The following is a 10,800-nucleotide window of genomic DNA, read 5'->3' as shown; positions in this document are numbered from 1 at the left end:
GTGGCCGAGACGCCCGGGGGCGGTACCCCCGCTGAGCTCCCTGCGAGGGAGGGCTGTGCCGCATCGGCGGGTCCGACGGCTCCCGCCGGGTCGGGTCACCCCGGCGCCGACGGCCCTGGGGCCACTGGTCCGGCCGACGGCGACACCGCTGAGCACGGCAATTCCCACAGCCCTGGACAGGCCGGGACCGCTGGTCCGGCCGACGGCGCCACCGCTGGATCGGCCGACGGCGGCACCTCCGAGCAGGACGAAGCCCGGGCCCGACGGCTGGCCCGACGGGCACGCCTGCAGGCCCTGGCCGGAGTGACCGTGCTGGGCAGCGACGGCGGACAGATCGGCCGTGTGCGCGACATCTACCTGCACGACGCCACCGGTGAGCTCGCCGGGATCACCGTCGTGCGCCGCCAGCTCAGCTCCCGCAGCGTGCTCATCCCCACCGCCGCGATCGACGTGCTGCCGGCTCCCCACACGGAGCCGGAGCAGCCCGATGAGCAGCGCCGGATCGGCCAGGCTGACCGGCGCGAACGGGACGACCAGGCTGACCGTCACGACCGGGCGGACCAGGCTGACCGGCGCGAACGGGCGGACCGTGCCGATACGGCCGAGCGTTCCGAACCGGCCGAGCACACCGGCCGCCAGGGCCGGGCCGAGCAGTCCGACAACGCAGACCGCCCCGTGGACCCCCACCGTCGCGCCACCCACCCTCGCGCCACAACCCGTCGTGCAGCGGACCGGGAGCGCCGCCGGAGCGCGGCGGATCGCGACTCCGACCCCTCGCATCCGCAGGCGATGTGGCTCCGGGTGGATGCCGACTCCGCGCGGGCGGGCCTCCACGCGCCGGACACCCTCCATGCGACTGCGCAGATGCTGCGCGAGGCCGCACGGGCCATCGGCCTCGAGGAGGCCGCCGCCGGATGAGGATCCTGCTGCTGACCCATTACTATGCTCCCGAGTTCGGGGCGCCCCAGCGGCGCTGGTCTGCGCTGATCGAGCGCTTCCTCGCGGCCGGGCACCGCGTGACCGTCGCCGCCCCCGTGCCCCACTACCCCGGCGGACGCCCCACCCGCGAACAGCGTCGCGCCCACCCCATCGGCGCCGTCGAACGCGGACGTCACGGTGAGACCGTGCTGCGCACCGCCTACCTCCCGCACCGGGCCGACATCACCTCCCGCACCGCCGACCACCTGGTCTCGGCGCTCGATGCCCTGCGTCGGCTGCGTCGTCGCTTCTCCCGTCCCGGCACCCGGCCCGATGTCGTCGTCGCCACCGCCCCCGCCATCCCCACCCTGCTGGTGGGTCGCACCCTCGCCGCCCTGTGGGGCGTGCCCCTGGTGGTGGAGATGCGCGACGCCTGGCCGGACCTGGTCACGCACGTCGGCCCCGTCGGCGCCCTGCCCGCCGAGACGGTCCATGCCCCGCAGCCCGGAGCGCTGCGACGGAGCCTGCGCTGGGCGGTGGCCCTGGCCAAGGGGCAGGTGCACGAGCGGGTCACCAGCTGGCAGAGCGGCGCGCAGGCCGTGATCACCACCACCGATCGCTTCGCCGACGTGCTCGAGGAGCGCGGGGTGTTCCCGGTCGAGATCGTCCGCAACGGCACCGACCTTTCGAGGGTCACCCCGCAGCGCGACCACCTCGAGAGCGATCACACCGCCCTGCGCTGCCTCTACCTCGGCAACATGGGGCGCTCGCAGGGCCTGGAGACCGTCGTGCGGGCGGCAGCCCGGCTCCGCGAGCTCGGTGTGCACGTGCAGGTCAAGATGATCGGCCACGGCGTCGAGGCAGGGACGTTGGCGGCGCTCGCGGAGGAGCTCGAGGCGCCCGTCGAGGTGCTGCCGCGCATCCCGCACCGCGACGTCGGCGAGCAGTACCGCTGGGCCGACACCGTCGTGGTGTCCCTGCGCGACTGGGCACCGTTCCGGTGGACCGTCCCCTCGAAGCTGTACGAGATGCTCGCCACCGGCCGCCACATCACGGCGCTGCTGGACGGGGAGGCGGCCGACGTGGTCCGCGCAGCGGGCGCCGGCGACGTGCTGCCTCCCGGCGACGTCGAGGCGCTGACCGAGCTGTGGAGTGCTCTGGCCGCCGACCGCACCCGGGCCGGCGTGCGCCCCAGCGGCCGCGACTGGGTCGCCGCCCACGCCGACGACGACGTGCTGGCCCGTCGCTACCTGGAGATCCTGGCCGGCGTCGCCGCCCTCGACTGAACACGGTCGCGCCGCCGGCGCCCGTTGCGCTTCCGCCCCGGGAATCCGGGTATGGTCGGCCCCGGACAGACCGGTCGGCCTCCGCCCTCGATCCCGCTGCACTCCGCGGGCTGAGGTGATCGACGGGAAGGAGACCCGTGACTGCCGTCGGTGAGACGACGTCCGCCGCCCCTGCGGCCAGGAAGTCCGGCTTCCGCCCGGACGTGCAAGGTCTGCGGGCTATCGCGGTGGCGTTCGTCGTGCTGTACCACTCCGGGGTGTCCTGGCTCTCCGGCGGGTTCGTCGGCGTCGACGTCTTCTTCGTCATCTCCGGGTTCCTCATCACCACCCACCTGCTCGAATCGCTCGAGTCCACGGGCCGGATCGCCTTCGGCAGCTTCTACGCCAAACGCGCGCGACGGATCCTGCCCGCCTCGCTGCTGGTGGGGATCCTGACCGTGCTGGTGGCGTGGGTGTGGATGCCCCCGCTGCTGATGAAGGAAGTCGCCCGGGGGGCCGTGGCCGCTGCGCTGTACGTGCCGAACATGCTGTTCGCCGTGGAGGGCACCGACTATCTCGCCGAGACCAGTCCCTCGGTCTTCCAGCACTACTGGTCCCTCGGCATCGAGGAGCAGTTCTACCTCTTCTGGCCCGCGGTCCTCGCCCTCGGTTTCTGGCTGTGCCGGCGCAGCGAACGCCGGCTGCTGCTCCTGGCCGCCGCGCTGGTGCTTGCCTCCTTCGTGCTGTGCGTGTCCCTGATGAACGTCTCGCAGCCATGGGTGTTCTTCTCCCTGCCCACGAGGGCCTGGGAACTCGGCGCCGGCGCGCTGGCGGCCTTCCTGATGCGCTCCGGCGCGAGGTGGCTGCGCGCCCCGCGGACCGGAGTGCTCTCCTGGGTGGGGCTGGGGCTGCTGCTGGTGGTGGGCCTGGTGTACACCGAGACCACACCGTTCCCCGGGTACACCGCTGCGCTGCCGGTGCTGGCCACGGTGCTGCTGATCATCGGCGGCGCCGCCCCCGGGAGGCTCAACGCCAACGGTCTGCTCTCGCGCCGGCCCTTCCAGTTCGTCGGCGCGATCTCCTATTCGCTGTACCTGGTGCACTGGCCGTTGCAGGTGATCCCGCAGGTCGCCGTCGGCCAGGACGATCCGCTGCCGCTGTGGCTGAGGCTGGGCCTGGGGGCTGTGTCGGTCCCGCTGGCCTGGCTGCTGTTCCGCTTCGTCGAGCGCCCCGTGATCTCCTGGCCCACGCTGCGAAGCCGCTCGCAGCTGTGGACCGGAGCGGCGGCCCTGGCCACCTCCGCGGTGCTGATCGCGACCGCCGGCGGCAGCTACTACCTGACGTCGGCGACGGGGGAGACCGCCACGGACCAGGCAGCCGGCGAGGAGACGCAGCTGGAGAAGGACCCCGCGGGCACCGGCTACGTGCCGGAGAACCTCACCCCGGCGCTGGAGGAGGCCGAGGCGGACAACCCCACCATCTACACCGACGACTGCCACCGCTCCCAGGACAGCACCGACTCCAGCGGCTGCCAGGTGGGGGAGAACGAGGACGCCCCTGTGGTGTTCCTGTTCGGCGACTCCCACGCGGCCAGCTGGTACCCGGCGCTCGCCGAGCTCGCCGAGCAGGGCAGGATCCGCCTGGACACCAACACCAAGAGCTCCTGCCCCAGCGTCGAGGTGCCGCTGCAGCTGGAGGGAGTGCCGTACACCGAGTGTGACACCTGGCGCGACGGCGTGATCGACCGGATCAACAGCGAGCAGCCCGACCTGGTGCTGCTGGCGAACTACGGCGCCGTGCGCCCGGACCTCAGGAGCGGCGGCGACTTCGCCTCGCGCTGGCAGGACGGGACGGCATCGACCATCGAGGCGATCGACGGGCCGACGGTCGACGTGCTCGCCGACGTCCCCGACCAGGGCGAGACGTCCGCGGTGTGCCTGTCTAACCACCTCGAGGACACCGCCCAATGCGCCGTGGACCGCGCCGAGGCGTTCGACCCCGCGGTGACGGAGGCGGAACGGGCCGCGGCCGAGTCCGCCGGCGCACGCTACGTGGACCTGACCCCGTACCTCTGCAACGACCGGATGTGCCCGCCGATCATCGGCAACGTCCTGGTCTACCGCGACGGCCACCACCTCACCACGCGCTTCAGCCGCTTGATGGCGGAGCCGCTGGGGGAGGAGATCGAGGCGTCGCTGGAGTAGGCGGCACCGCCGTCCCCCGTCTGGCGTGGATCGCCGCGGCAAAGCAGAGGGGGCAGAGTAGAGGCGGCAGCTTCGCCGGGGTCGGGCCGGCGCGAGGTGGGGTCACGCCCGTGTCGGCCCTGGTCAGCCTTTGACGGCGCCGGCGGCCAGGCCCCTCACGTAGAACCGCTGCAGGCTGACGTAGAGGACGACGCAGGGGATCATCGCGATCACGGAGCCTGCGACCAGCTGCCCGAAGTCGACCTCCCCGTAGGTGCCCACCTGGATGTTCAGCAGCGCCACCGGCAGGGTGAAGTACTTCTCCGAGGTCAGGAACGTCAGCGCGCCGAGGAACTCCGTCCACGAGGTGAGGAAGGCGTAGAGCGCGGAGCTCGCGATCCCCGGCAGGATCATCGGCCGCAGCACGTCGACCAGCATCCGCCCGGTCCCCGCTCCGTCGATGATCGCGGAGTCCTCGAGCGCCTGCGGCACGGTGTCGAACGTGTTCTTCATGAGGAAGATGCCGAAGGGCAGGGCGAAGTTGGTCGAGAACAGCACCAGGCCCACCAGGGAATCGGTCAGTCCGACGGAGTTCATCAGCAGGTACAGCGGCGTGAGGATCGCCTGGAACGGCACCATCATCGTCAGCAGGATCAGGCTGAAGGCCACGCGCGAGCCGCGGAAGGCGAACTTCGAGAAGCCGTAGCCGGCCAGCGTCGCCACCAGTGCGGTCAGTGCCGCGGTGGACAGCGAGACCACGATGCTGTTGAGCACCGGCCGCAGCATGGTGCCCTGCGAAGAGAGGAAGAAGGAGAAGTTCTCCCACGTCAGGTCGGACATCTCGCTCCAGCCCGGGGTGCCCAGGATGACCTCGTGCGGCTGGAAGGCTCGCAGGATCGACCACAGCAGGGGGACCGTGAAGATCAGCGCGAACAGCACCCCGAGCAGGGCGTAGGGCCCGGCGCGGCGGTCCGAGGAGCCGGCCTGGCGGTCCGACGTGGAGGCGCGGGAACGGGGCATCACTCGTCACTTCCTCTCAGCAGCACGAACTGGGCGATGGTGATCAAGGCCGTGACCACCACGAGGATCAGCGAGATCGCGGTGGCGGATCCCAGCTGGAGCTCGACGAAGGCGCGGTTGTAGATGTAGCCGACGATGGTCATGGTGTCCGTGCCCGGACCGCCCTTGGTGAGGATGTAGAACTGGTTGAAGGCGAGGAAGGAACCGATCACCGAGATGATCAGGGACATCCCGATCGCGGGCCGGATGATCGGCACGGTGAGGGACAGCTCCTGTCGGATCCAGCCGGCCCCGTCGATGTCCGCGGCCTCGTAGACCTCGGCCGGCACCCCCTGCATCGCCGAGAGCAGCAGGATCATCGTCAGGCCCGGCACCGCCCAGATCACCAGGCCCGAGAGCAGGATCGTGCCGAGCACCCCGTCGAGCAGCCAGGCCGTGCTGCCGTCGCTCAGCCCCACCGCCTTCAGGATCCGGTTCAGGACGCCCGAATCGGGCTGGGCCTCGAGCACCAGCATGTAGCTCAGAGTGGTCAGACCGACGACGTAGGGGAGGAAGAAGACCGTGCGCAGCAGGGTGGACCCACGCCGGTTGGCCCGCACCAGCACGGCCAGGCCGTAGCCGAACAGGAGGATCGGGACGGTGACGATCGCGGTGTAGATCAGCGTGTACCGCAGCGCCTTCCACATCCCGGGGTCCCGGAGGGCCTGCGTGTAGTTGTCGAGGCCGACGAACCGGTACTCACCGATCAGCGGCCAGTTGGTGAAGGAGATGTAGCCCGCCAGCACCAGCGGCACCAGGGCGAAGAAGGTCACCAGGGCGACCGCGGGTGCCACCAGCAGCGCCCCGGTCAGCGGGCGGTGGGTCAGGGAACGGGGCCGACGGGACCGTCGGGGCCCTCGGGCCGTGGTCGTCCCGCGCGAGGCGGCGGCGGCAGTCGCTCTCCCGGGCTCGCGCATCTCGGCGTCGAGTGCGGTCATGGCGCTCTCCTAGAGCTGGGTCTGCGTGAGGATGCGGTCGTACTCGGACTGGGCCTCGGCCATCGCCCCGGGCACGTCGCCGTCGAACACCGCGCGGCGGATCATGGCGAGCCAGGGGCTGGCGGACTGGTTGTACAGCAGGTTGTACGCGAGGCTGGTGGGCACATAGCCCTCGTCGAGGTGCGTGACGGGCACGACGGCCTGCTCGTAGTCCGCGGCGAAGCCGGCGTCGGCGCTGTCGGAGCGGATCGGCATGTAGCCGCTGTCGGGCAGCGAGCGCTGCACCTCGAGCTCGAGCGTGTACCGCATGAACATCCAGGCCCCGGAGGGGTTCGGGGCGCCGTTGAGCAGGCACATGTTGTCCCCGCCGGAGAAGGTGGCCCGGCCGCCGTCGGGTCCGGGCAGCAGCACGTTCTGGGAGATCGGGCGGAAGGCCTCGTCGGCCTCCGCGACCGCCGAGCCGTAGGCGCCGGGGAAGAACACCACCTCCCCGGAGCGGTAGTCGTGCCCCCACTGCGCGCCGTCCTCGACGAAGGCGCGGCGGGGGACCAGCTCGTCGACCCAGAGCTGGCGATGGAACTCGAGGACCGCCTCGAGAGCGTCGTTGCCGGTGATGTTGCCGGACTGCTCGCCCAGCTCCCCGGTGAGCAGGTCGGTCCCGGCCGCCCAGATCATGGGCTGGATGGTGAAGCCCATCGCGCCGGAGGCGTTGCCGGGGAACATCCACGGACTGACGTCCGGCAGGGAGGTCTGCAGCGCGTGGCAGGTCGTCATCAGCGACTCGAGGCTGCCGGCCACGTCCGCGAGCTGGTAGCCGGCCTCGCCCAGGAGATCGGTGTTGGCGAACAGGGTGGAGTAGTCGCCGATGAACGGGATCCCGTAGATCCGCTCCTGGTGCGTGACCAGCCCCATGTGACCGGCGGAGAGGACGTCGCGGAACTCCAGGCCCGAGACCAGCTCGGTGAGGTCGGCGAAGGCGTCGCGCACATAGAACAGCGGGCAGTTGATGAGGTCGAAGTCGACGACGTCCGGCACGGAGGCGCCACGGATCGAGGTGGCGAGCTTGGTGACGTACTGGGCGTCCGGGATGGGCAGCACCACTACCTCGAGGTCCTCGTGCTGCGTGTTGAACGAGGTCGCGGCCGCCTGGATCGCGGTCTGCGTCGCCGCGCGGCACCAGACGGTGACGGTCCCGGTCGCCTCCTGCCCGAACCCCTCGGCGGTGGTGTCCACCGGGGGAAGGGTGCCGGCGCAGGCGGCGAGCGCACTCACCCCCGCGCCGGCCGCCCCGAGGGCGAGACCGCCGCGCAGGAGGCTGCGCCGCGAGAGCATCAGTCGGCCTCGAGGGGGAGCCACACTCGCATGGGGCCGACGGAGCGATTGGCCCAGGCGTAGTACGGGATCGCCGACCAGGTGGCGGGGGTGCGGGTCACCTCGGCGTCGGCGCTGCCGTGGATGGGATAGGGCCACGCCGCCGCGGCGGGTGAGACGGTGACCGCGCTGCCGGAGACGGCCAGCGGCACCGCGCCGTCGAGGGCGGGGATCGCCGCGCCGGGCACCAGAGCCGCGCCCGGGTCCACGGCCGCGTCGTCGACGTGCCCGAAGCCGTCCTGGTCCTCGTCCTCCAGTGCGTAGACCAGCGGGCCCCGCTCCAGGGCGACGGCGCCACGCGAGGCGTCGAGGCGATGATGGGCGCCGACGAAGCGCGCGGCGACGTCCAGGCGCAGCTCGATCACGTCGCCGGCCTGGAAGGTCGTACGGATCTCGGCGCTGGTGGGACCCGGGGCATCGGCCTCGGCCGACGGGAGCGGCACCTCGGCGCCGCGGTGGGTGAGCTGCGCGCCCCCGCGCGACCAGGCGGGGATCCGCAGCGTGAGCGCACGCACCTCCGCGGGGGCCTCCTCGATGGTGATCCGCACCAGGCCGTCGGTGGGGTATTCGGTCGCCACCGACACGCGCAGACGGTCGGGCCCCTCGCCGGTGGACCAGGTGCCGGTGGCGTACTGGTGGAGCTGCAGGCCGTCGGGGGTGGTGGTGGCGGCGAGGTGGTCGAGGCTCGCGAAGGTGCGCATGATGTTCGGCGGGCAGCAGGCGCAGTCGAACCAGGCACGTCGGCCGTGCGCGATCGAACGGCCCTGGTCGGCCTTGGCCCCCTCGCGCAGCTGCAGGGAGTTGACGTAGAAGAACTCGGTGCCGGCCAGGGAGACGCCGGGCAGGAAGGCGTTGAACAGCAGGCGCTCGATCGCCTCGGCGTACTGCGCCTTGCCGGTGGCCAGCAGCAGACGCCAGGCCCACTGGATCGCGCCGATGGCGGCGCAGGTCTCGGCGTAGCCGCGGTCGGTGGTCATCTCGAAGGGGTCACCGAAGGCCTCCCAGTCCCAGCGGGCGCCCATGCCGCCGGTGACGTAGGTCTTGGTGGCCATCAGGTCCGCGAACACCGACTCGGCTCGGGCCAGCAGCTCGGCGTCACCGTCCTCGATCGCCTGGTCGGTGGCGCCCGCGAAGAGGTACAGGGCGCGGACCGCGTGGCCCTCGACGGAGCGGGCCTCGCGCACCGGCACGCCGGCGGAGAAGTACTCCGGCCCCGGCGCGACGCCGGGGAAGCGCTCCTCGCCGCCGCGGACGTCGAGGAGGAACCGGGCCAGTTCGAGGATCTCGTCGCGGCCGGTGAGGCGGTACAGCTCGATCAGCGCCATCTCGATCACGGGATGGCCGCAGGTGGAGTGGCGGGCTGTGGGCCCGAAGACGGTGCGCAGATGGTCGACGATCCGCAGCGCGACGGCGAGCAGCTCGTCGTCACCGGCGCTGCGGGACAGTGCGACCGCCGCCTGGATGAGATGGCCGTAGCAGTACAGCTCGTGGTTCCAGGCCATGGAGGAGTAGCGGTCCTCGGGGGAGTGGCGCAGGGTGTGCACGCTGTTGAGGTAGCCGTCGCTCTGCTGCGCCGCCGCGATCATCGCCGTGGCCTCGCGGGCCATGGCGCGGAGGTCGGGATCCTCCTGGCGGCCCAGCTCGAAGGCGACGGCCTCGAGCCACTTGTAGGCGTCGGAGTCCTGGAAGATCATGCCGGAGGCCTCGCCCTGCTCCGCCCCGCCGACGATGCGGAAATTGCGGAACGTGCCGGAGTCCTCGAGCTGCTCGTAGCCCGCACGCAGGGCCTCGGCCCGGTTGCGCTGCTGGCGGGTGTGCCAGAAGCCGCCGGTGATCCGGGCGTCGCCGGGAGCCAGTGGGCGGCGGGCGACGCTCGCGTGAGCGGTGGGGATCGCGGGGGCGGCGAGCGCGGTCGGAGCCGTGGTCATGGAGGTCCTCACTGGGGTGCTTCATTGCGGAAAGTGCGGAAACTATGTTTCTGTGTCGATAATGGCACGGTCGCCGTCGTGCGACAACCCCCGCCCCGGGCACCGCGCCCGGACGACGCCAGGAGGACATGTGCCCCACACGCCGACGCCGATGCCGCGCATCGCGGATGTCGCCGAGCTCGCCGGGGTGTCCGTGAGCACCGCCTCGAAGGCGCTCAACGACACCGGTCAGCTGCGCGAGGACACCAGGACCCGGGTGAAGGAGGCCGCCTCGAGCCTCGGGTTCGTCCCCGGACGCTCCGGGCGCGGTCAGGCCGATACCCGCACCTACACCGTGGGACTGCTGACCACCGACAGCTTCGGGCGCTTCACCATCCCGCTCCTGCGCGGCGTCGAGGATGCGCTCGCCGCGGGGAGGATGGCGATCATCCTGTGCGACACCCGCGACGACGTCCTGCGCGAACGTCACTACCTGCAGTCACTCCAGGACAGACGGGTCGACGGTCTCATCATCACCGGGCGCACCACCGATCCCCGCCCGTCGATCGGCCTGGCGATCCCCACCGTCTACGCGCTCTCGCCCTCGGTCGATCCGACGGACCACTCCGTGGTGGTCGACGAGAGCGCAGGGGCGGCGATGGCGGCCGAGCACCTGCAGGCCATGGGGTCGCGGCGGATCGTCCACGTCACCGGCCCGGAGCGCCACCACTCGGCCTCCGCGCGGGCGCTCGCCGTCCAGGACGTGCTCGGGCAGTCCCTGATCACCCCGCCCCTGTTCGGCCACTGGTCCGAGGAATGGGGGCGCCACGCCGTGGACATGCTGCTGGCCTCGCATCCCGACGCCGACGCCTTCGTGTGTGGATCCGACCAGATCGCCCGTGGTGTCACCGACCGACTCCGCGAGCAGGGCGTCGACGTACCCGGGCAGGTGCGGGTGACCGGTTTCGACAACTGGGACGTGATGGCCATGGCCTCGCGCCCGCCGTTGACCACCGTGGACATGGGGCTCACCGAGCTCGGCCGCCTCGCCGGGAGCACCCTGCTCGACCTCGTCGAGGGAGAGGCCGACCCTCCGCGTCGCCAGGAGCTCCCTCCCCGGCTGGAGGTGCGCGGCTCGAGCCTATGAGGCGACGGCCGA

At 71.7% G+C, this 10,800-nt stretch carries 8 protein-coding genes; 4 read left to right on the top strand and 4 right to left on the bottom strand.

The features are described 5' to 3' along the window. From JOF43_RS00980 to JOF43_RS23105, 3 genes are all read left to right on the top strand, one after another. A complete protein-coding gene (locus JOF43_RS00980) occupies window positions 1-918 on the top strand; it encodes a PRC-barrel domain-containing protein (RefSeq protein WP_209897975.1) in 918 nt (305 codons plus the stop codon). Continuing rightward, a complete protein-coding gene (locus JOF43_RS00975; protein WP_209897973.1) occupies window positions 915-2,204 on the top strand; it encodes a glycosyltransferase family 4 protein in 1,290 nt (429 codons plus the stop codon). Before JOF43_RS00980 ends, JOF43_RS00975 begins: the two co-directional genes overlap by 4 nt. A 137-nt stretch (window positions 2,205-2,341) precedes the next feature. Continuing rightward, window positions 2,342-4,387, top strand: a complete 2,046-nt coding sequence (locus JOF43_RS23105; RefSeq protein WP_209897972.1) for an acyltransferase family protein — start codon at window positions 2,342-2,344, stop codon at window positions 4,385-4,387. A 123-nt stretch (window positions 4,388-4,510) separates the two neighbouring features. Here the strand turns inward: JOF43_RS23105 and JOF43_RS00965 are convergent, their stop codons facing one another. Genes JOF43_RS00965 through JOF43_RS00950 form a run of 4 tightly spaced genes read right to left on the bottom strand, consistent with a single transcriptional unit; the run spans window position 4,511 to window position 9,662 of the window. Beyond that, complete coding sequence (locus tag JOF43_RS00965; RefSeq protein ID WP_209897970.1) at window positions 4,511-5,386, bottom strand: carbohydrate ABC transporter permease; 876 nt, start codon at window positions 5,384-5,386, stop codon at window positions 4,511-4,513. Next, the gene (locus JOF43_RS00960; RefSeq protein ID WP_245353976.1) at window positions 5,386-6,363 is read right to left on the bottom strand and encodes a carbohydrate ABC transporter permease; all 978 of its coding nucleotides are present in this window, start codon (window positions 6,361-6,363) and stop codon (window positions 5,386-5,388) included. Before JOF43_RS00960 ends, JOF43_RS00965 begins: the two co-directional genes overlap by 1 nt. 9 nt (window positions 6,364-6,372) lie before the next feature. Then, complete coding sequence (locus tag JOF43_RS00955; RefSeq protein WP_209897968.1) at window positions 6,373-7,719, bottom strand: extracellular solute-binding protein; 1,347 nt, start codon at window positions 7,717-7,719, stop codon at window positions 6,373-6,375. Continuing rightward, window positions 7,695-9,662, bottom strand: a complete 1,968-nt coding sequence (locus JOF43_RS00950) for a glycoside hydrolase family 127 protein (RefSeq protein ID WP_209897966.1) — start codon at window positions 9,660-9,662, stop codon at window positions 7,695-7,697. Before JOF43_RS00950 ends, JOF43_RS00955 begins: the two co-directional genes overlap by 25 nt. Before the next feature lie 130 nt (window positions 9,663-9,792). On the opposite strand from JOF43_RS00950, the gene JOF43_RS00945 reads away from it, so the two are divergent. Beyond that, entirely contained in the window at window positions 9,793-10,788 is a 996-nt protein-coding gene (locus tag JOF43_RS00945; protein WP_342592054.1) for a LacI family DNA-binding transcriptional regulator, read from the top strand. The last annotated feature ends 12 nt before the right edge of the window (window positions 10,789-10,800 follow it).

Source organism: Brachybacterium sacelli (assembly GCF_017876545.1).
GTDB lineage: Bacteria > Actinomycetota > Actinomycetes > Actinomycetales > Dermabacteraceae > Brachybacterium > Brachybacterium sacelli.
This window is presented reverse-complemented; position numbering and strand designations above follow the sequence as displayed.

Bases quoted from the DNA above. Each gene is read 5' to 3' on its own strand.
- JOF43_RS00975 (WP_209897973.1), top strand. From the start codon at position 915: ATGAGGATCCTGCTGCTGACCCATTACTATGCTCCCGAGTTCGGGGCG.
- JOF43_RS00965 (WP_209897970.1), bottom strand. From the start codon at position 5,386: ATGCCCCGTTCCCGCGCCTCCACGTCGGACCGCCAGGCCGGCTCCTCG.
- JOF43_RS00960 (WP_245353976.1), bottom strand. From the start codon at position 6,363: ATGACCGCACTCGACGCCGAGATGCGCGAGCCCGGGAGAGCGACTGCC.
- JOF43_RS00950 (WP_209897966.1), bottom strand. From the start codon at position 9,662: ATGACCACGGCTCCGACCGCGCTCGCCGCCCCCGCGATCCCCACCGCT.